The organism is Streptomyces sp. NRRL S-337 (assembly GCF_000720175.1).
GTDB classification, from domain to species: domain Bacteria; phylum Actinomycetota; class Actinomycetes; order Streptomycetales; family Streptomycetaceae; genus Streptomyces; species Streptomyces siderophoricus.
In genome coordinates, this window is sequence record NZ_JOIX01000031.1 from 49094 (window position 1) to 66914 (window position 17821).

The following is a 17821-nucleotide window of genomic DNA, read 5'->3' on the forward strand; positions in this document are numbered from 1 at the left end:
GCCCCCGCTCGCCGACCAACCCACCCCACCCCCCCATCCCCCGACGCGGCCCAGGTGAGGGGCATTTGTGCATGGCAGGCCCCTGGGTGGCAGCATGGGGCGTGTGAGCGCCCACCCGTCACCCACGATCACGCTCCGGCCGCATCACTGCACGCTCAGTGTGCCGGTCGAGATCGAGCGTCCCGAGTCGAGCGAGGCCCCGTTCGAGGTGCCCGAGCCGGACGTCCCGTGGGTCACGATCGTCCACAACGACCCCGTCAACCTCATGAGCTACGTCTCCTATGTCTTCCAGACGTACTTCGGTTACTCCAAGGACAAGGCGCACCAGTTGATGCTCGACGTCCATCACAAGGGCCGCGCGGTGGTCTCCAGCGGCAGCCGCGAGGAAATGGAACGGGACGTACAGGCCATGCACGGCTACGGCCTGTGGGCGACCCTGCAGCAGGACCGCCGATGACCGGACACTTCGAGCCGCTGCCCGACGGCGGCGCGGCGGTACCGCTCGACGAGGTCGAGATCTCCATCCTGCGCAGCCTCGCGGTGCAGCTGATGGAGCTGATGGGGCCGGGCGAGCAGGCCGCCGACGACGAGAGCGAGGACCTGCTGGCGTCGGTGTTCAACGACGGCCCCAGCGAGCCGCCCGCCGACCCGGTCCTGGCCCGGCTCTTCCCCGATGCCTACGGCGGCCCGGACCTGGTCCCGGACGACGACGTGCGCGCCGCGGCCGCGGAGTTCCGCCGCTATACGGAGAACGATCTGCGCGCCCGTAAGCGGACGGACGCCCTCGCGCTGATCCGGGCGCTGGACACACTCTCGCCGTCCGGCGGTGATCCGGCGGTGCTGCGGCTGACCGCCGACGAGTGCCGGCAGTGGCTGGGTGCCCTCAACGACCTCAGGCTGGCGATCGGTACGCGCCTGGAGGTCACCGACGAGGAGGACGGCGGCGAGCTGCTGCGGCTGCCGGACAGCGATCCGCGCAAGCCGATGGTGATGGCGTACCTGTGGCTGGGCGGGCTGCAGGAGACGCTCGTCGAGTCGCTGACGGCCTGAAATCTACTTGCAGGGGGCACGGGGTCCGCTTGCCGGCGGCAGGCGGACCTGCCCACGGGGGTGGGCAGGGGCGGATTCGGCCGCGGGTCGGGGTCCCGGCGGCAGGTCGATGACCGCCCGAAGGGGAGGGAGTCGGGCATATCGCCCGACGCGTCCCGGTGTGCCGGGGGCTGGGTGTTCGCTCAGCGGAGGCTCAAATCCGGATAACGATCGCGTCACACCCAGCCGGGTAGTGCGCCGCCATTCGCCCCTCTTGTCCGTATTTGCCGGGCGTGTGACGTATCTCATCCCTAGGCGATCAAGTTAACGCCGTGATAAATGTTCACGACCTGCCGCGCGTGACGCCACCCTTGTCGCCGCGGGAGCGCTGAGCCGGCCGACCGTCGGCGTGCAGGACTCCATCCGGGGGGATCGGGACCCGATCCGGACAGACCGGGTCGGTATGGAGAAAGGCGCACCACTCATGACCTCTGTGCAGGTCGACAAGCAGCACGACGGCAACGAGGCAGCTGGAAAGGCCCCCGAAGAGGGCTATCAGCGAGGTCTGGGCAACCGGCAGATCCAGATGATCGCCATTGGTGGCGCCATCGGCACGGGCCTGTTCCTCGGAGCGGGCAAGGCCATTTCGATGGCCGGGCCGAGCATCATCCTCGCCTACGCCATCGTCGGTCTGGTCATCTTCTTCATCATGCGGGCCCTGGGCGAGCTGCTCATGTACCGGCCCGTTTCCGGGTCTTTCTCGGAATACGGCCGCGAATTCCTGGGCCCGTTCATCGGCTTTGTGACCGGCTGGACGTACTGGCTCTTCTGGGTCGTCACCGGAATTACGGAAGTCACCGCCGCGGCCACCTATGTCCAATACTGGAACAAGGGCATACCGCAATGGGCGTCGGCGCTGGTCTTCACCGTCGCGCTCTTCGGCATCAACCTGATCTCGGTGAAGCTCTTCGGCGAGCTCGAATTCTGGTTCTCGATGGTCAAGGTCACCGCGATCATCGGCATGATCCTGATCGGCATCGGCGTGATCACCCTCGGTTTCTCCGACGCCGGTGACACCGCCTCGTTCACCCTGCTCTGGTCGCACGGCGGGTTCTTCCCCAAGGGCATCGGCGGCACGCTGATGACGCTCCAGATCGTGATGTTCGCCTTCCTCGCCGTCGAACTCGTCGGCGTCACCGCCGGTGAGGCGACGAACCCGAAGAAGGTCCTGCCCAAGGCGATCAACACCGTGCCGTGGCGGATCGGCCTCTTCTACATCGGTGCGCTGATCATCATCCTGTCCGTGGTCAGCTGGACGGCCTTCAAGCCGGGCGTGAGCCCGTTCGTCGCCGCCTTCCAGCAGATCGGCCTGCCCGCCGGCGCCGGCATCGTCAACTTCGTCGTGCTGACCGCCGCGCTCTCCTCGGCCAACTCCGGCATGTACTCCACCGGCCGGATGCTGCGCGACCTGGCGCTCAACGGCCAGGGCCCGAAGTTCTTCACCCGCCTCAGCAAGAACGGCCTGCCCACCTGGGGCACCGGCGTCTCCGTCGCGATGATGCTGGCCGGCGTCTGGATCAACTACCAGTGGCCCGGCGACGCGTTCAACTACGTCGTCTCCTTCGCCACCATCTCCGGTATGTGGGCCTGGATCGTCATCCTGCTCTCGCAGCTGCGCTACCGGGCCAAGGCGAACCGCGGCGAGCTCCCGCAGTCCGAGTTCAAGGCCCCCGGCAGCCCGTACACCTCGGTGTTCGCGCTGGCCTTCATCGCCATGGTGATCGTGATGATGGGTCTCGACCCGGACGCCCGGATCTCGCTCTACGCGGCTCCCGTGTGGGCGCTCATCATGGGCGTCGGCTACCTGTGCATCCAGCGCAAGAACGCCGCCGAGGCCGCCAACGCCCCGGCGAACCAGGGCTGATCGACCGGCCGTCCGGCGCCGCCGGCGGTCCGGAAGGACCGGCTGTCCAGCATGCGGGCCGGTGCGTACCACTCTTCGGTACGCGCCGGCCCGCGTGTCTATTCTTGGCGCCATGCTGACCCTCACCAAGGCCCTTCACGACCAGATCGTCGAGCACGCCCGCCAGGACCACCCCGACGAGGCCTGCGGCGTGGTCGCGGGCCCGGCCGGCAGCGGCCGCCCCGAGCGGTTCGTCCCGATGCTGAACGCCGCCCGGTCGCCCACGTTCTACGAATTCGACTCCTCGGACCTGCTCAAGCTCTACCGCGAGATGGACGACCGGGACGAGGAGCCGGTGATCATCTACCACTCGCACACCGCCACCGAGGCCTACCCCTCGCGCACCGACATCTCGTACGCCAACGAGCCCGGCGCCCACTACGTGCTGGTCTCCACGGCCGACACCGACGACGCCGGCCCCTTCCAGTTCCGCTCGTTCCGGATCGTCGACGGCACGGTCACCGAGGAAGAGGTCGAGATCGTGGCGGAGTACTCCTGATCCGGCCCTGCGGAGTGCTCCTGACCCGGTACTTCTGTCCCGGCGCGGGAGCCGGGTGGGTGGGCGCTCACCGGGCCGCGCGGCAGCCCGGGAAGATCGCGTCCCAACTGGCGTACACCAACCGTCCGCATGATGGGACATGGTTCCAATACCCGGACCGGGAATCGATACGATGCCCGCATGGTTGACCACGACGTGAGCGAGAAGAGGCCGGGCATGCTGCTGCTGCTCGCTCCGCTCGCCACGCGTCGCTCCGCATCGGCCCTGCTGGGCGCGTTCGGCTGCGGAGCCGCACGGCTGCACGTCGATCTGTGCCGCCTGTCCAGCGCCATCTGTCCGCGCTGCGCCGCCGGCTGACCCGGCCCGACCGGGCACGCGGCGCGCGCCGCCGGCACTCCGCCACTTCCGCACTTCCCGCGTCACCCGCCGCCCACCCGGCAACCCGCCGCCGTGCAACGGGACGCACCGCACCCGCCACCGCACCCACTCCCACAGGAGCACTCCCATGGCCATCGAGGTCCGAATTCCGACCATCCTGCGCACCTACACCGACGGCCAGAAGGCCGTCGAGGGCACCGGCGAGACCCTCGCCGACCTGTTCGCCGACCTCGACAGCCGGCACGCGGGCATCCGCGAGCGCCTCGTCGAGGGCGAGCAGCTGCGCCGCTTCGTGAACGTCTACCTCAACGACGAGGACGTGCGCTTCCTGGAAGGCATCTCCACCAAGCTGGCCGACGGCGACAGCGTGACGATCCTGCCGGCCGTGGCCGGCGGAATGGTCTGACGGTGCGGTACGACTCCCCGCTGGCGGCGGTCGGGAACACCCCTCTCGTCCGCCTCCCGCGCCTGTCACCCTCCGAGGACGTCCGTATCTGGGCGAAGCTGGAGGACCGCAACCCCACGGGCTCGGTCAAGGACCGCCCGGCGCTGCACATGATCGAGCAGGCCGAGAAGGACGGCCGGCTCACCCCCGGCTGCACCATCCTGGAGCCCACCAGCGGCAACACCGGCATCTCGCTCGCCATGGCGGCCAAGCTCAAGGGCTACCGCATGGTGTGCGTCATGCCGGAGAACACCTCGTCCGAGCGGCGCGAGCTGCTCGCCATGTGGGGCGCCGAGATCATCTCCTCGCCCGCGGCCGGCGGCTCCAACACGGCCGTCCGGGTCGCCAAGGAGCTGGCCGCCGAGCACCCGGACTGGGTGATGCTCTACCAGTACGGCAACCCCGACAACGCCGGTGCGCACTACGCCACCACCGGCCCCGAGATCCTCGCCGACCTGCCCTCGGTCACCCACTTCGTGGCCGGCCTGGGCACCACCGGCACCCTGATGGGCGTCGGCCGCTATCTGCGCGAGCAGGTCCCCGGCGTCCAGATCGTGGCCGCCGAACCGCGCTACGACGACGTGGTCTACGGCCTGCGCAACCTCGACGAGGGCTTCATCCCCGAGCTGTACGACGAGTCGGTGCTCACCACCCGCTTCTCGGTCGGCTCCGAGGACGCGGTCCGCCGCACCCGCGAACTCCTCGCCGAGGAAGGGATCTTCGCCGGCATCTCGACGGGCGCGGCGCTGCACGCCGCGATCGGCGTCGGCCGGAAGGCGGTCCGCGCCGGACAGTGCGCGGACATCGTCTTCGTCGTCGCCGACGGCGGCTGGAAGTACCTCTCGACCGGCGTCTACACCGCCGAGTCCACCGAGGCGGCGATCGCCACGCTGCACGGGCAGCTCTGGGCGTAGCGGGACCCCGGTGCCGGGCCGCTTCGGCGGGGGCCGGGGCGGCCCGGGCAGCGAGCGTCGTACGGCCCGGCAACGGGGCCTCGCGGTGGGCGTCGCACGGCCGGCAACGGGCCCTCGCGGTGGGCGTCGCACGGCCGTGCGGGCCGTCAGCCCGGACTGGTGATTCCGCCCACAGCTCGCCCCGCCGGAGGAGCCACCGGACCTTTTGCGCCTTACGCTCGTGGGCACCGCACAGAACGCCCAAGACCCGGCAGCACCCGGCAAAGGCCCCGCCGGGAGTACCCGCACGGACCGCCGGCCGCCGCCCCCGCCCACGGAGGTTCACCCCCGTATGAAGCTCACTGTCGTCGGTTGCTCGGGGTCGTTCCCTTCCACGGAATCGGCCTGTTCGAGCTACCTCCTGGAGGCCGACGGCTTCAGGCTGCTCCTCGACATGGGCAACGGAGCCCTGGGCGAGCTGCAGCGCCACTCCGGCCTGTACGACCTGGACGCCGTGCTTCTGTCGCATCTGCACGCCGATCACTGCATCGACCTGTGCGGCTATTTCGTGGTGCGCTACTACCGCCCCGACGGCGGCCGCTGCGACCCGATGCCGGTCTACGGGCCGGCCGGCACCGAGCAGCGGCTCACCGTCGCGCACGCCGACGTGCCGCACGACGGCGCGATGAGCGAGGTCTTCGACTTCCGCACGCTGACGCCCGGCACGTTCACCGTCGGGCCGTTCACCATCCGCACCGAGCGGGTCAGCCACCCGGTGGAGGCATTCGGCTTCCGCATCGAGCACAACGGCCGGTCGCTGACGTACTCCGGCGACACCGGGCCCTGCGAGGCGCTGGGCTCCCTGGCGGCGGGCAGTGACCTCTTCCTGTGCGAGGCGTCGTTCACCTACGGCAAGGAAGACATCCCGGACCTGCACCTGAACGGCCGGGAGGCCGGCGAGCACGCCCGGCGGGCGGGCGTCGGCCGGCTGGTGCTCACCCACATCCCGCCGTGGACCGACCCGGAGATCAGCGTCCGCGACGCGCAGAAGGTCTACGACGGGCCGGTCGAGGTCGCCCGGGCGGGCGTGGTCTACGAGATCTGAAGCGGGCGGACCCGCGTCACGCCACGCCACGACACGACAGGGCCCCGGAACCAGCTGTGGTTCCGGGGCCCTGTGTCGTGTCGCGGCGTGACGCCCGTGTGGTGGCGGGACGCCGTGGGCGCGGCGGCCTACGCCTTCGTCAGGTCCTCGATCTCCTCCTCGGGCTCCCGGCCCGGGGTGGTCAGGTTGAACTTGCTGATCGCGAACCGGAACAGCACGTAGTAGACCACCGCGAAGGCCAGACCGATCGGGATGATCATCCAGGGCTTGGTGGCGAGGGACCAGTTCATCGCGTAGTCGATGGCGCCGGCCGAGAAGGTGAAGCCATCGTGCACGCCCAGGGCCCAGGTCAGCGCCATCGAGACGGCGGTCAGCACCGCGTGGATCGCGTACAGCACCGGGGCGATGAACATGAACGAGAACTCGATCGGCTCGGTGATGCCGCAGACGAAGGAGGTCAGCGCCAGCGAGATCATCATGCCCAGCACGGCCTTGCGGCGCTCGGGGCGGGCGGCGTGCGCGATGGCCAGGGCGGCGGCCGGCAGACCGAACATCATGATCGGGAAGAAGCCGGACATGAACTGGCCGGCGGACGGGTCGCCGGCGAAGAAGCGGCCGATGTCGCCGTGCGCGACCTTGCCCGCGGCGTCGGTGAAGTCACCGAGCTGGAACCACGAGACGGTGTTGACGAACTGGTGCATGCCGATCGGCAGCAGCGCCCGGTTGATCAGGCCGAAGAGGCCGGAGCCGGCCGCGCCGAGCCCGGTCATCCACTCGCCGAAGCTGGAGATGGCGCTGCCGACCGGCTCCCAGACGAGGAGGAACAGCACGCCGACGGCGGTGCCGACGAACGCCATGATGATCGGGACGAGCCGGCGGCCGTTGAAGAAGCCCAGCCATTCCTTCAGCTGCTTGCGGTGGTAGCGCTGCCAGAGGACCGCGGCGAGCAGACCCATGACGATGCCGCCGAGGACGCCCGGGTTGTTGACGACCGGCTCGACCCACTTGCCCTTCTCGATGTGGCCCTCGGTGACCGGGAACGCCTTGAGGACGTTGCTGTAGACCAGGAAGCCGACCAGGGCGGCGAGCGCCGTGGAGCCGTCGGACTTCTTCGCGAAGCCGATGGCCACGCCTATGCAGAACAGCAGCGGCAGGTTGTCGAAGACCGCGCCACCGGCCGCGGCGAAGACCTTGCTGACGTCGACCCAGCCCAGGCCCTTCTCACCGAAGACGTCCGGCTGGCCGAGGCGGTTGAGGATGCCCGCGGCGGGCAGGACGGCGATCGGCAGCTGGAGGCTGCGGCCGATCTTCTGCAGGCCCTGGAACAGGCCGGAGCCCCGCTTCTTCGCGGGGGCCGCCTTCGCGGCGGTGGCCGAACTCATCGGATTCCTCCTGGTGAAGCGGGCATGTGCAGGGGGAAGGCCCGCTGGTTGGTCTACACCTTGGTCTACACCACCGGTGGTTTAGACCATTCTTAGCATGTAGCCCGGGCATAAAGGAATCCATTCTTCCAAGTGGTGTGGACCACAGGGGGACCGGCCCCCGAAACGCCCTGCTCACCGGCCCGCCGAGGCCTCCCGGGGCCCTTGCGGGTGCCTTGCCAAGGCCTTCCGCAGCCCTTCCGGACGCCCTCCCCCCGGCCGCGCCCGCGCCTACTTCACGTTCTCCCGCTCCATCGCGTCCCCCACCTCATCCGGTTCGCGCCCCGGCGTCCGGAGGTCGAACTTCGTGATCACGAAACGGAAGATGAGGTAGTAGACCGCGGCGAAGCACAGGCCGATCGGAATGATCAACCAGGGTCTCGTCGCCAGCCCCCAGTTGATGACGTAGTCGATCAGACCGGCCGAGAAACTGAAGCCGTCGTGCACCCCCAGCGCCCAGGTCACCGCCATGGAGACACCGGTGAGCAGCGCATGGGCCGCGTACAGCAGGGGCGCGATGAACAGGAACGAGTACTCGATCGGCTCGGTGATGCCGGTCACGAACGAGGTCAGTGCCACGGAGAGCATCAGCCCGCCGACCTCCTTGCGGCGGTGCGGCTTGGCACAGTGCGTGATCGCCAGGGCGGCCGCCGGGAGCGCGAACATCATGATCGGGAAGAAGCCCGAGGTGAACTGACCGGCGTTCGGGTCGCCCGCCAGGAACATGTTGATGTCGCCGTGCACCACCGCGCCGTCCGGCTTGGTGTAGCTGCCGAACTGGAACCAGATGGGCACGTTGAGGAACTGGTGCAGCCCGATCACCAGCAGCGCCCTGTTCGCCACGCCGAAGACGCCCGCCCCCCAGGAGCCGAGGTCGCTGAGCCATCGGCTGAAGCCCTCCAGCGCGTCCCCGATGGGCGGCCAGACCCACAGACACAGCGCGGCGAAGGCGATCGCCACGAAGGCCATGATGATCGGGACCAGCCGGCGGCCGTTGAAGAAGCCCAGCCAGTCGACGAGCCTGGTGCGGTGGTAGCGGGCCCAGAAGAAGGCGGCGAGCAGCCCGATGACGATGCCACCGAACACGCCGGGATTCTGGTACGTGAACGCCGTGGCCGTCGCGTCCGGGGCCACACAGCCGACCCCGGGCACGGGTTTCGCACCGCCGGCGCACAGCTTGGGGAACTGCCGCAGGACGCCGTAGTAGACGAGGAAGCCTGCCAGGGCGGCAAGCGCGGTGGAGCCGTCGGACTTCTTGGCCATGCCGATGGCCACGCCCACACAGAAGAGAAGGGGAAGCCCCAGGGCGCCGTCGAGCAGGGCGCTGCCCGCGCCCATCATGACCTTGGAGACCGCGTCCCAGCCCAGCCCCTTCGCGCCGAACACGTCCGGCTGCCCGAGACGGTTGAGGATCCCCGCCGCGGGCAGGACCGCGATCGGCAGCTGCAGACTCCGCCCCATCTTCTGCAGCCCCTGGAAGAGGTCCGACGCCCGGTTCCTCCGCGGCTCCGCCGCCGCTGCCTCCGCACTCATCCGCGCCGTCCTCCCGGCAGCCGCCCCGGGGACGGCCGGCCCGCTGCATACCGCATACTGGTGGTGTAGACCACTTGGCGGCGGTCGCCGAACGCGCGCCCGCCGTCGCGTGATCACCGTCCCGGTGATCGCCCAACCGGTGATCGCCATCCTTCGTCAGACAGCGGACAAACGCCCACATAGTTGGGCTGAACGTGCGTTACGGTGTGAAAACCGCACGGCGGCACCGCCGGCGGCCGAGACAAGCAGGAGTGGACATGGCCAGCAAGGCTGAGAAGATCGTCGCCGGCCTCGGCGGACTCGACAACATCGAAGAGGTCGAAGGCTGCATCACCCGCCTCCGCACCGAGGTCTCCGACGCCTCCCTCGTCGACGAGGCCGCCCTCAAGGCCGCCGGCGCCCACGGCGTCGTCAAGATGGGCAACGCGATCCAGGTCGTCATCGGCACCGACGCCGACCCCATCGCCGCCGAAATCGAAGACATGATGTGAGGACCTGAGCCGCCGGGCCGACCGACCCCCGACCGCGCCCCGCTCACCCTCCCAAGGCCCCGCCCCCGGACACCCACCGCCCGGAACGGGGCCTTCACCATTCCCCGATAGGGTCTACGCCATGTCTCGCATCGACGGCCGCACCCCCGAACAGCTCCGCCCCGTCACCATCGAACGCGGCTGGAGCAAGCACGCCGAAGGCTCCGTCCTCATCGCCTTCGGCGACACCAAAGTCTTCTGCACCGCCTCCGTCACCGAAGGCGTCCCCCGCTGGCGCAAGGGCACCGGCGAAGGCTGGGTCACCGCCGAATACTCGATGCTGCCCCGCTCCACCAACACCCGCGGCGACCGCGAATCCGTCCGCGGCAAGATCGGCGGCCGCACCCACGAAATCAGCCGCCTCATCGGCCGCTCACTGCGCGCCGTCATCGACTACAAGGCCCTCGGCGAGAACACCATCGTCCTCGACTGCGACGTCCTCCAGGCCGACGGCGGCACGCGCACCGCGGCGATCACCGGCGCCTACGTGGCACTGGCCGACGCCGTCAGCTGGGCCCAGCACAAGAAGCTCGTCAAGCACGGCCGCAAGCCGCTCACCGGCACCGTCTCCGCGGTCAGCGTCGGCATCGTCGACGGCACCCCGCTCCTCGACCTCTGCTACGAGGAAGATGTCCGCGCCGAGACCGACATGAACGTCGTCTGCACCGGCGACGGCCGCTTCGTCGAGGTCCAGGGCACCGCCGAAGCCGCCCCCTTCGCCCGCGACGAACTCAACGCCCTCCTCGACCTCGCGGTCAGCGGCTGCACCGACCTCGACACCATCCAGCGCACGGCGCTGGCTGGCACGCTCTGACGCCAACGGGCGGTGGGCCCCTTCCGTCGCCCACGCCCGGATCACGCCAATCTCCTGCGGTCCGGCGGCCGGATCATGCCGCCGCCGGACCACCGGGCAACCAAAGACCCCCGGCCCCGCGTTTCCTCCTTTGCCTGCACATGACCCGGGACACACGCCCCGGCTCCATGCCCCGCCGAGGAAGGAAACGCACCCCATGGCCCCCAGCACCCTCCGCCGACCCACCCCCCTCGCCGTCGCCGCATTAGCCGCCGCCACCCTCACCGTCCCCTTCCTCACCTCCTGCGGAGCCGTCCAGAAAGCCGTCGACTGCGCCAAGACCGCCACCTCCGTCGTCAACGCCGTCGACAAACTCCAGCAGGCCGCGGACAACGCCCTCACGGACCCCAAGAAGACCCAGCAGGCCCTCGACAACATCGACAGCAATCTGCGCAAGCTCAGCAACGAGGCCAACGACCCCGAGCTGTCCAAGGCCATCGACAAGACCAACGCCGGCATCAAGAACGCCCGCAAGGACATCGAGAACAACAAGGCCCCCGACATCCAGCCGATCGTCGACGGCACCAGCCAGATGACCAAGATCTGCACCCCCGGCTGACCGGAGCGGCCGGCACGAGGACGGGCCGGGGAGCCGACCGGCCGGCTTACGGCGACGGCGTCCCGCCCGGGGCATCTCCCGGCAGCACGGCCGGGATAATCGCTCCCATGCAGCCAGAAACCGGCGGACGCCCCGCAACCCACCGCCGCCTGATCCTCGCCACCCGCAACGCCGGCAAGATCCGCGAACTCCACGCCATCCTGGACGCGGCCGGCCTCGACGTCGAACTCGTCGGCGCCGACGCCTATCCCGACGTCCCCGACGTCAAGGAAACCGGCGTCACGTTCGCCGAGAACGCCCTCCTCAAGGCGCACGCCCTGGCCCGGGCCACCGGCCACCCGGCCGTCGCCGACGACTCCGGCCTCTGCGTCGACGTCCTCGGCGGCGCCCCGGGCATCCTCTCCGCCCGCTGGTCCGGCAAGCACGGCGACGACCGGGCCAACCTCGACCTGCTCCTCGCCCAACTCGCCGACATCGCCGACGAACACCGCGCCGCCCACTTCGCCTGCGCCGCCGCCCTCGCCCTCCCCGACGGCACCGAACGCGTCGTCGAGGGCAAGCTCGAAGGCACCCTCCGCCACACCCCCACCGGCACCGGCGGCTTCGGCTACGACCCGATCCTCCAGCCCCTCGGCGAGACCCGCACCTGCGCCGAACTGACCGCCGACGAGAAGAACGCCATCAGCCACCGGGGGAAGGCGTTCCGGGCGTTGGTGCCGGTGGTGCGGGAGTTGTTGGGCTGAGTTGACGGAGCAGGCCCCGCACCTATGAATCGAAGGTGCGGGGCCTGGTTTTCCTGTGGGCCCGGTGGGATTTGAACCCACGACACACCGGACCTAAACCGGCGCCCTCTGGCCAGCTGGGGTACGGGCCCGCAGCGGTGCCTACTCTACTGGTCGGGGTCAGTTCGCCGGTGGCGGTGTCCCTCCTCGGCACCACGTGCTCGTGATCGCATGGCAGTTGGGGCACAGCAACCGCAGGTTCTCCCGCCGGTTGTCGCGCCAGTCCCCGTTGATGTGATCGACCTCTAGGGTCATGGGTTTGCCCAGCCACTCGGGCGCGACGTCGCACCTGGCGCACTGCTCCGGTACGCCGACTTCGCGTAGTGCGCGGCGCAGGCGCTTGGTTGCGATTCGGTGCCTCCCGCTGTGCCGTACCAGGACCTCTTCCGGCCGTTTGGCATTCGTGCCCCGTTTCCCCTTCTGGTGCGCCTGCCCCACGAACCGGGAGATGTCGAGACCCTCCTGGGCCACCCATGTGTGGAACAGAGCTCGCAAGCGGTTGCTGTACGGCTCCTTCCCTAGCGCGCGGAGAGCGCCGGCGATGGATGTCGCCCCCTCGACAGCGCGGCGTAGCTCATCGGCAGGCGGTTTGGCGGGTGCCCCCTTGGCCCGCCTCTGACGTGGAAAGTGCGAGACATCGATTCCGAAGTGCTCGAAGCGCCGGAACAGATACTGCCGGAGGTGACCGTACGGTCGGGTGCCCAGGAAGGCGATGGCCTCGTCGATGTCCGAGCACTGTTCCGCCGCTTGTTTCAGCCGTTCGCGGGTGTAGCGCACACTGGTGCTCATGCGGTGGTACCCCTGGTGCGCCGTCCCTTGCTGCGGCCCCGGTAACTGTCGGTCGTGGAATGGCAGTTGGGGCAGAGGAACCGCAGGTTCCCGATCCGATTGTCGCGCCAGTTGCCGTCGATGTGGTCGACCTCCAGGGGGAGCCGCTCCCCCAGCCAGACCGGTTCGATTCCGCACAAGGCGCAGCGCTCCTCCACGCCCAGCTCGTGCATGGCCCTCTTGAGCCGGGCATTCGGCGTGCGTGTGACGTGCGCTGACGTGGACTCGACGAGGATCTCCACGGCAGCTCGACGACGCTGGTTGCCTTTCATGCGCGCCGTTCGGACCACCGACGTGAAGTGCGAGGTGTCGATCCCGTACGACTTGATCCGGCGGCTGATGTGCGTGTGGTGTCCGCCGACGACCTCAAGCCCGAGACGGCGCAGGACTTCGCACATGTTCGTGGAAGCCGCCACCGCTTCTTCAAGGACCTCCTTCGTCCACTTGGCCCCCTCCCGCTCGAAGTGCGACGTGTCCACCCCCAGCTTCCTCATCCGCTCCCTGAGGTAGGTCCGCGTCGGACTCCGCGGATCCACCCCCAACTTCCCCACCGCCTCCGACAGCGTGCGCGACGACGACGCCGCGGCCTCCAGTCGCTCGCGGGTGTACGGGCTGACCGGCATTGCTTCCCCCTCGTCCCCGCACCGGAACCGCCCCGGTGCTCGCTCGAACAGAACAACGATCGAACGCCGGGGCGGTTACGCAGGGTCAGGAAGAGAAACTGCAGGTTCCGGTCAGAAGCGGGGCTCCTGGACCTGGGCGGTGATGAGTTCGACGGCCTCTTCCTTGGTGGCCACCGAGGGCGGGGAGCCGTCGAGGGGTTGCTGGGCGGTTTCCTTCATGCAGGCCACGGCGATGACGCCGACGAGGGCGGCGCCCATCGTGTAGTAGGCGGGGACCATCACGTTCTTGCCGAAGGCGTCCATCAGGGCGGTGATGACGAGCGGGGTGGTGCCGCCGAAGAGGGAGACCGCGAGGTTGTAGCCGATGGAGAGGGAGCCGTAGCGGACGTGGGTGGGGAACAGGGCGGGGAGGGCGGCGGACATGGTGCCCAGGAGGCAGACCAGGGAGAGGCCGAGGAGGGCCATGCCGAGGCAGACGGTGAGGATCGTGCCCTGTTTGACCAGGAGGAAGGCCGGGATGGCCAGGAGGAAGAAGCCGAGCATGCCGGCCATCAGGAGCGGTTTGCGGCCGTAGCGGTCGTTGAGTTTGCCGACCGAGGAGATGACGCACATCAGGGCGATCATCGTGCCGAGGAGGATCAGCAGGCCGTGGGACTCCTCGTAGTGGAGGGTGTCCGTCAGGTAGGTCGGCATGTAGGAGAGCAGCATGTAGTCGGTGATGTTGTACGCGCCGACCAGTGCGATGCAGAGGGTGAGGGTGGGCCATTGCTGGGCGAAGATTTCGCCCAGCTTTTTCTTCGGGGCGTTTTCGGAGAGGTGGGAGAATTCCGCTTCGGCCTCGACGACGGAGCCGGTGGCGTGGTGGGTGTGGGACGCCTCGAATTTCTGGAAGGCGGGGGTTTCGTCGAGCTTGACCCGCAGGTAGAGGCCGACCAGGCCGAGCGGGCCGGCGATGAGGAAGGGCAGGCGCCAGGCCCAGGAGTTCATCGCGTGGTCGCCGAGCAGGGTGGTCAGGAGCAGGACGATGCCGGCGGCGCCGGTGTAGCCGATGAGGGTGCCAAGTTCGAGGAAGCTGCCGAAGAAGCCGCGCTTCTTGTCGGGGGCGTATTCGGCGATGAAGGTCGAGGCGCCGCCGTATTCGCCGCCGGTGGAGAATCCCTGGATGAGGCGGAAGAGGATGAGCAGGGTGGGGGACCAGAAGCCGATGGTGTCGTAGGACGGGATCAGGCCGATGCAGAAGGTGCCCAGGGCCATCATGATCATGGTGAGGGCGAGGACCTTCTTGCGGCCGATGCGGTCGCCGAGCGGGCCGAAGTAGGCGCCGCCGAGGGGCCGTACGAGGAAGGCGACGGCGAAGGTCGCGAAGGACGACAGCAGGCTGGTGGTGTCGCTGCCGCCGGGGAAGAAGACCTTGCCGATGGTGACCGCGAGGTAGCTGTAGATCCCGAAGTCGAACCATTCCATGGCGTTGCCGAGGGCGGCGGCCTTCACCGCGCGCTTGACGACGCGCTCGTCGGTGACGGTGATGTCGGTGCGGCGGAGTCGGGGGTTTCTTCGCCGGGCGACGGCACGGAAGAGCCACCGGTGGCGCTTGAGCGCTTCCCGGTCCTGGTCGGGAGCGCGTTCGGCTTCAGTGCTACCGGTCGGCACGAGGCGGTCCTCTCGGTCGTTCGGCGCGCGGGGCGCGGCGGGTGCGACGGATACGACAGGTGCGCCTGCGCAGTGGAGCGCGGATCAAACCACTCTGGCGGTACGAAGCGATGTACGTCACGTGTGGGTGGGCCGTCCGGGGCAGTGTGGGGGGCGGATGTTCGGGGGTGCGCCAGAGGTGTGACGGTGCTTGTTACAGGACTGGTACACAGCCGCGCGGTCACTGCAGTATTCGGGCAATCTGCCTGTGTCGCGGGGGCGAGAGAGTGGCGGGGCCGGGCGTGGCAGTCGTGTTTGCTGGTGGGGGTACGGGGCGTGGTCCCCGGGAGGAGATCGTGATGACCGACCGCGAAGGGTCCCGCTGGGTGCGGGGGCGTACCGCGCTGGTGGCCTTTGTCGTGGTGACGGCGCTGGCGGCCGGTGGGGTGTGGTTGAGCCAGGTGTCGGACCGGGCGTCGGCGGTGGATGCGGCGCCGAAGACGTCGGCGGTGCAGGACGTCAAGGAGGACGCCAAGCAGTCGGGGGGTCTGCCCGGGGTGCGGGACTGCGGTATCGGGGAGCCCGAGGTGAAGCCGCAGGTGATCACGTTGACGTGTGCGGATGCGGGGATGGTGGCGACCGCGATCACGTGGAAGAAGTACGGGGCGCGGGATGCGCTGGGGGTGGGTGTGGTGCAGGTGGAGAAGACCGGCGCCGGTGTGGGGGCTGATTCGGGTTTTCCGGCGACGTTCCGGCTGTACAACCCGAAGTCGGTGGACGGCGGGCTGGCGTTCACGGGTCTTGAGGTGACGTACGAGGGGTCGACGCCGCTCGGGGACACGACGGAGATGTACAACCTCGCGTGATGGGCATTCGAGGCCGGATCGCCCTGGCCATTTCGTGTATGACGGCGCTGGCTGTGGTGGTGCTCGGGTTTGCGGTGCATCACATAGCGGATGCGGAGCGGGAGCGTTCGGCGCGGTCGTATCAGGACGACCGGCTGAGTTCTGCGCTGCAGATCTACGAGCGGGACGGGACGCTGGCGCTGGGTGCGCAGCTGGATGATGCGACGTTGCCGGGGCCGTTGCGGGAGGCGGTGTTCAAGGGCCGTTCGGGGACGTACGTCAGTGGTGGTGAGGATCCGCGGGTGTGGGCGGCGACCGGGGTCGGTGACGGCGGTGGGGGCCGGCCGGTGCGGTCGTTGTCGGTGTCGGCGGCGTATCCGGATGACGATCCGGCGCAGGTGGCGTTGGACCGGGCGTTGTTGATCGCGGGGTGCGGCACGGTCGGGTTGATGGCGGTGGTGTCGTGGTTCGTGGCGCAGCGGTTGTCGCGGCGGTTGCGGCTGAGTGCGGCGGCGGCGCGGCGGATCGCGGCGGGTGAGCCGCCGGACGCGGATGCGTTGGCGAGCCATGGCCGGGACGAGGTGGCCGAGTTGGGCCGGAGTGTGCATCACATGGCGACGTCGTTGGCGGCGCGGGTGGAGGCGGAGCGGGAGTTCACCGCGGATGTGGCGCATGAGTTGCGGACGCCGGTGGCGGGTCTGGTGGCGGCGGCGGAGTTGTTGCCGCAGCCGCGGGCGGTGGAGATGGTCCGGGACCGGGCGCAGGCGATGCGGCGGCTGGTGGAGGATCTGCTGGAGGTGTCGCGGCTGGACGCGGGGGTGGAGCGGGCGGATCTTGATGCTTGTGAGCTGCCGTCGTTGGTGCGGGGGATCGTGAAGCGGGCGGCGCGGCAGCGTGGGGTGGACGAGGTGTCGGTCGTCGTGGAGGGGGAGCCGCGGATCGTGGAGACGGATCGGCGGAGGGTGGAGCGGGTGCTGGTGAACCTGTTGGCGAACGCGGCCAAGCACGGGAAGCCGCCGATCGAGGTGGTGGTGGCCGGGTCGCGGATCGTGGTGCGGGATCACGGGCCGGGTTATCCGGCGGAGTTGTGTGCGGAGGGGCCGCGGCGGTTCCGTACGGCGGCGCCGGAGCGGGGGACCGGGCACGGTCTGGGGTTGACGATCGCGGCGGGGCAGGCGGAGGTGCTGGGGGCGCGGCTGGACTTCGGCGCCGCCGCGGAGGGCGGCGCCGAGGCCGTGCTGGAGTTGCCGGACCGGGCGGCGGTGGGGCCGGCGGTGCCGGTGGCTGGGGTGTGAGGGGTCAGAGGCCGAGGTCCTTGATGATTTTGGCGACGTGGCCGGTGGCCTTGACGTTGTAGAGGGCGCGTTCGACCTTGCCGTCCTCGTCGACGATGACGGTGGAGCGGATGACGCCGGTGACGGTCTTGCCGTAGAGCTTCTTCTCGCCGAAGGCGCCGTAGTTCTCCAGGACGGTCTTGTCGGGGTCGCCGAGGAGGGTGACCTTGAGGTCTTCCTTCTCGCGGAACTTGGCGAGCTTTTCCGGCTTGTCGGGGGAGATGCCGATGACGTCGTAGCCGTGGCCGGTGAGGAAGTCGAGGTTGTCGGTGAAGTCGCAGGCCTGCTTGGTGCAGCCGGGGGTGAGGGCAGCGGGGTAGAAGTAGACGATGACCTTGCGGCCCTTGTGGTCGGCGAGCGAGACCTGCTTGCCGTCCGCGTCGGGCAGGGTGAAGGCGGGGGCGGTGTCGCCGGGCTGCAGTCGCTCGCTCATGGTTCTCCTCGTACGGCGGTGTCGGCGGGTTCGGTACGCCTTCGACATTAGCCACCGGGTCCGACAGTCGGGACGTGTGGGGCGTGCAGGGCGCGCGAAACGGGGGTGCTGTGGGGCGCGCGCGGGTGTGAGCTGACAG

General features: G+C 69.3%; 20 protein-coding genes and 1 tRNA gene. 14 read left to right on the top strand and 7 right to left on the bottom strand.

Annotation, left to right across the window (positions count from 1 at the left end; translation table 11 throughout):
• The first annotated feature begins 103 nt into the window (after nucleotides 1-103).
• The 8 genes from clpS to IG62_RS0122175 all read left to right on the top strand — a co-directional run bounded on the left by clpS (nucleotide 104) and on the right by IG62_RS0122175 (nucleotide 6312).
• Nucleotides 104-457: an ATP-dependent Clp protease adapter ClpS gene (gene clpS / locus IG62_RS0122140; protein WP_051733358.1), complete on the top strand. Its 354-nt coding sequence runs from the start codon at nucleotides 104-106 to the stop codon at nucleotides 455-457.
• Nucleotides 454-1050, top strand: coding sequence for a DUF2017 domain-containing protein (locus IG62_RS0122145; protein ID WP_030805869.1), 597 nt, complete (start codon nucleotides 454-456; stop codon nucleotides 1048-1050). The genes clpS and IG62_RS0122145 overlap by 4 nt, the downstream gene beginning before the upstream one ends.
• 463 nt (nucleotides 1051-1513) lie before the next feature.
• Nucleotides 1514-2953: an amino acid permease gene (locus IG62_RS0122150; RefSeq protein ID WP_030805872.1), complete on the top strand. Its 1440-nt coding sequence runs from the start codon at nucleotides 1514-1516 to the stop codon at nucleotides 2951-2953.
• Nucleotides 2954-3065: 112 nt separating this feature from the next.
• Nucleotides 3066-3491, top strand: a complete 426-nt coding sequence (locus tag IG62_RS0122155; protein ID WP_030805875.1) for a Mov34/MPN/PAD-1 family protein — start codon at nucleotides 3066-3068, stop codon at nucleotides 3489-3491.
• Between the two features lie 180 nt (nucleotides 3492-3671).
• On the top strand, nucleotides 3672-3848 hold the full coding sequence (locus tag IG62_RS44975; protein WP_199812510.1) for a putative leader peptide: 177 nt from the start codon (nucleotides 3672-3674) through the stop codon (nucleotides 3846-3848).
• A gap of 148 nt (nucleotides 3849-3996) precedes the next feature.
• Nucleotides 3997-4275 (top strand): MoaD/ThiS family protein, encoded by a 279-nt coding sequence (locus IG62_RS0122165; protein ID WP_030414509.1) that lies wholly within the window; start codon nucleotides 3997-3999, stop codon nucleotides 4273-4275.
• Nucleotides 4276-4277: 2 nt separating this feature from the next.
• On the top strand, nucleotides 4278-5228 hold the full coding sequence (locus tag IG62_RS0122170) for a PLP-dependent cysteine synthase family protein (protein WP_030805878.1): 951 nt from the start codon (nucleotides 4278-4280) through the stop codon (nucleotides 5226-5228).
• A gap of 331 nt (nucleotides 5229-5559) precedes the next feature.
• On the top strand, nucleotides 5560-6312 hold the full coding sequence (locus IG62_RS0122175; RefSeq protein ID WP_030805881.1) for an MBL fold metallo-hydrolase: 753 nt from the start codon (nucleotides 5560-5562) through the stop codon (nucleotides 6310-6312).
• A 128-nt stretch (nucleotides 6313-6440) separates the two neighbouring features.
• Here IG62_RS0122175 and IG62_RS0122180 read toward each other — a convergent pair whose 3' ends face one another.
• Together IG62_RS0122180 and IG62_RS0122185 are read right to left on the bottom strand one after the other, a co-directional pair.
• Nucleotides 6441-7694: a PTS transporter subunit EIIC gene (locus IG62_RS0122180; protein ID WP_030805884.1), complete on the bottom strand. Its 1254-nt coding sequence runs from the start codon at nucleotides 7692-7694 to the stop codon at nucleotides 6441-6443.
• 270 nt (nucleotides 7695-7964) lie between these two features.
• The gene (locus IG62_RS0122185; RefSeq protein ID WP_030805887.1) at nucleotides 7965-9266 is read right to left on the bottom strand and encodes a PTS transporter subunit EIIC; all 1302 of its coding nucleotides are present in this window, start codon (nucleotides 9264-9266) and stop codon (nucleotides 7965-7967) included.
• Between the two features lie 257 nt (nucleotides 9267-9523).
• Here IG62_RS0122185 and IG62_RS0122190 point away from each other — a divergent pair, with 257 nt between their 5' ends.
• From IG62_RS0122190 to rdgB, 4 genes are all read left to right on the top strand, one after another.
• The gene (locus IG62_RS0122190; RefSeq protein ID WP_030414504.1) at nucleotides 9524-9757 is read left to right on the top strand and encodes a glucose PTS transporter subunit EIIB; all 234 of its coding nucleotides are present in this window, start codon (nucleotides 9524-9526) and stop codon (nucleotides 9755-9757) included.
• A 121-nt stretch (nucleotides 9758-9878) separates the two neighbouring features.
• The gene (gene rph, locus IG62_RS0122195; RefSeq protein WP_030805890.1) at nucleotides 9879-10610 is read left to right on the top strand and encodes a ribonuclease PH; all 732 of its coding nucleotides are present in this window, start codon (nucleotides 9879-9881) and stop codon (nucleotides 10608-10610) included.
• Between the two features lie 196 nt (nucleotides 10611-10806).
• The gene (locus IG62_RS0122200; protein WP_030805893.1) at nucleotides 10807-11208 is read left to right on the top strand and encodes a hypothetical protein; all 402 of its coding nucleotides are present in this window, start codon (nucleotides 10807-10809) and stop codon (nucleotides 11206-11208) included.
• A gap of 107 nt (nucleotides 11209-11315) precedes the next feature.
• The gene (gene rdgB, locus IG62_RS0122205; protein ID WP_030805895.1) at nucleotides 11316-11951 is read left to right on the top strand and encodes an RdgB/HAM1 family non-canonical purine NTP pyrophosphatase; all 636 of its coding nucleotides are present in this window, start codon (nucleotides 11316-11318) and stop codon (nucleotides 11949-11951) included.
• A 56-nt stretch (nucleotides 11952-12007) separates the two neighbouring features.
• Here rdgB and IG62_RS0122210 read toward each other — a convergent pair.
• The 4 genes from IG62_RS0122210 to IG62_RS0122225 all read right to left on the bottom strand — a co-directional run bounded on the left by IG62_RS0122210 (nucleotide 12008) and on the right by IG62_RS0122225 (nucleotide 15091).
• Nucleotides 12008-12082, bottom strand: a tRNA-Leu gene (locus IG62_RS0122210).
• Nucleotides 12083-12110: 28 nt separating this feature from the next.
• Entirely contained in the window at nucleotides 12111-12779 is a 669-nt protein-coding gene (locus IG62_RS0122215; RefSeq protein WP_030805898.1) for an HNH endonuclease, read from the bottom strand.
• Nucleotides 12776-13441 carry an HNH endonuclease signature motif containing protein gene (locus IG62_RS0122220; protein WP_030805901.1) on the bottom strand — a complete coding sequence of 222 codons (666 nt, stop codon included), beginning with the start codon at nucleotides 13439-13441 and terminating at the stop codon, nucleotides 12776-12778. Before IG62_RS0122220 ends, IG62_RS0122215 begins: the two co-directional genes overlap by 4 nt.
• 111 nt (nucleotides 13442-13552) lie before the next feature.
• On the bottom strand, nucleotides 13553-15091 hold the full coding sequence (locus IG62_RS0122225) for an MFS transporter (RefSeq protein WP_030805904.1): 1539 nt from the start codon (nucleotides 15089-15091) through the stop codon (nucleotides 13553-13555).
• A 338-nt stretch (nucleotides 15092-15429) separates the two neighbouring features.
• Here IG62_RS0122225 and IG62_RS0122230 point away from each other — a divergent pair, with 338 nt between their 5' ends.
• The gene (locus tag IG62_RS0122230) at nucleotides 15430-15936 is read left to right on the top strand and encodes a hypothetical protein (protein ID WP_030805907.1); all 507 of its coding nucleotides are present in this window, start codon (nucleotides 15430-15432) and stop codon (nucleotides 15934-15936) included.
• Entirely contained in the window at nucleotides 15936-17210 is a 1275-nt protein-coding gene (locus IG62_RS49605) for a sensor histidine kinase (protein WP_051798422.1), read from the top strand. Before IG62_RS0122230 ends, IG62_RS49605 begins: the two co-directional genes overlap by 1 nt.
• Before the next feature lie 4 nt (nucleotides 17211-17214).
• Here the strand turns inward: IG62_RS49605 and bcp are convergent, their stop codons facing one another.
• Nucleotides 17215-17682, bottom strand: a complete 468-nt coding sequence (bcp, locus tag IG62_RS0122240) for a thioredoxin-dependent thiol peroxidase (RefSeq protein ID WP_030805913.1) — start codon at nucleotides 17680-17682, stop codon at nucleotides 17215-17217.
• Nucleotides 17683-17821: the final 139 nt, after the last annotated feature.

What these genes read in the sequence shown, in the direction of transcription:
- IG62_RS0122175 (WP_030805881.1), top strand. Translation starts at nt 5,560, where the DNA reads ATGAAGCTCACTGTCGTCGGTTGCTCGGGGTCGTTCCCTTCCACGGAA.
- IG62_RS0122215 (WP_030805898.1), bottom strand. Translation starts at nt 12,779, where the DNA reads ATGAGCACCAGTGTGCGCTACACCCGCGAACGGCTGAAACAAGCGGCG.
- IG62_RS0122165 (WP_030414509.1), top strand. Translation starts at nt 3,997, where the DNA reads ATGGCCATCGAGGTCCGAATTCCGACCATCCTGCGCACCTACACCGAC.
- IG62_RS0122150 (WP_030805872.1), top strand. Translation starts at nt 1,514, where the DNA reads ATGACCTCTGTGCAGGTCGACAAGCAGCACGACGGCAACGAGGCAGCT.
- IG62_RS0122185 (WP_030805887.1), bottom strand. Translation starts at nt 9,266, where the DNA reads ATGAGTGCGGAGGCAGCGGCGGCGGAGCCGCGGAGGAACCGGGCGTCG.
- bcp (WP_030805913.1), bottom strand. Translation starts at nt 17,682, where the DNA reads ATGAGCGAGCGACTGCAGCCCGGCGACACCGCCCCCGCCTTCACCCTG.
- rph (WP_030805890.1), top strand. Translation starts at nt 9,879, where the DNA reads ATGTCTCGCATCGACGGCCGCACCCCCGAACAGCTCCGCCCCGTCACC.
- IG62_RS0122145 (WP_030805869.1), top strand. Translation starts at nt 454, where the DNA reads ATGACCGGACACTTCGAGCCGCTGCCCGACGGCGGCGCGGCGGTACCG.
- IG62_RS0122180 (WP_030805884.1), bottom strand. Translation starts at nt 7,694, where the DNA reads ATGAGTTCGGCCACCGCCGCGAAGGCGGCCCCCGCGAAGAAGCGGGGC.
- IG62_RS49605 (WP_051798422.1), top strand. Translation starts at nt 15,936, where the DNA reads ATGGGCATTCGAGGCCGGATCGCCCTGGCCATTTCGTGTATGACGGCG.
- IG62_RS0122230 (WP_030805907.1), top strand. Translation starts at nt 15,430, where the DNA reads ATGACCGACCGCGAAGGGTCCCGCTGGGTGCGGGGGCGTACCGCGCTG.
- IG62_RS0122190 (WP_030414504.1), top strand. Translation starts at nt 9,524, where the DNA reads ATGGCCAGCAAGGCTGAGAAGATCGTCGCCGGCCTCGGCGGACTCGAC.
- rdgB (WP_030805895.1), top strand. Translation starts at nt 11,316, where the DNA reads ATGCAGCCAGAAACCGGCGGACGCCCCGCAACCCACCGCCGCCTGATC.
- IG62_RS44975 (WP_199812510.1), top strand. Translation starts at nt 3,672, where the DNA reads ATGGTTGACCACGACGTGAGCGAGAAGAGGCCGGGCATGCTGCTGCTG.
- IG62_RS0122220 (WP_030805901.1), bottom strand. Translation starts at nt 13,441, where the DNA reads ATGCCGGTCAGCCCGTACACCCGCGAGCGACTGGAGGCCGCGGCGTCG.
- IG62_RS0122200 (WP_030805893.1), top strand. Translation starts at nt 10,807, where the DNA reads ATGGCCCCCAGCACCCTCCGCCGACCCACCCCCCTCGCCGTCGCCGCA.
- IG62_RS0122155 (WP_030805875.1), top strand. Translation starts at nt 3,066, where the DNA reads ATGCTGACCCTCACCAAGGCCCTTCACGACCAGATCGTCGAGCACGCC.